The sequence below is a fragment of the Isoptericola sp. S6320L genome (genome assembly GCF_023015685.1).
GTDB lineage: Bacteria > Actinomycetota > Actinomycetes > Actinomycetales > Cellulomonadaceae > Isoptericola > Isoptericola halotolerans_A.
This window is the reverse complement of sequence record NZ_JALKAT010000068.1, coordinates 1-521: the sequence shown is the minus strand read 5'-3', so window position 1 is coordinate 521 and position 521 is coordinate 1. Positions and strand designations below refer to the sequence as shown.

Below are 521 nucleotides of genomic sequence, written 5' to 3'. Positions count from 1 at the left end.
ACCTGCCCGACAGCCACGTCGTCTCCGTCCAGAACGACAACAACACCTTCGCCTACACCCTCACCGACGGTGGCGAACCCACCCCGACGCCGACGGCGCCGGAGCCCAGCCCGACGCCGACGCCGACGCCCTCCCCGTCACCCGAGCCCAGCGAAGAGCCCACCCCGGAACCCACGCCGACGGAGCAGGAACCCACCCCGACGCCCTCACCGACGCCGAGCGACGAGCCCACGCCCACCCCGTCGCCGACGCCGTCTTCCACACCGACGGAGCCGGAGCCCACCCCGACACCCTCACCGACGCCGAGCGACGAGCCCACGCCCACCCCGTCGCCGTCGCCGACGCCGTCGCCGGAGCCCAGCGACGAGCCCAGCCCGGATCCCACACCGCCGCCGATACCCGAACCCAGCCCCGAACCGTCCGCGGCGGCGGGCACGTCGTCGCCGGTGACGTGGTCCTGCACCGGTGACCCGTGCCCCTGGGGCGCCCAGCTGACCGGCAACGCCGCCGTCTGGCCCGAC

The 521-nt window shown here is 75.4% G+C and carries 1 protein-coding gene; it reads right to left on the bottom strand.

Annotation, left to right across the window (positions count from 1 at the left end; genetic code table 11):
* Positions 1–52 precede the first annotated feature (52 nt).
* The coding region (locus tag MWU57_RS17905) for a hypothetical protein (protein ID WP_246911045.1) at positions 53–521 on the bottom strand (469 nt) is incomplete at its 5' end.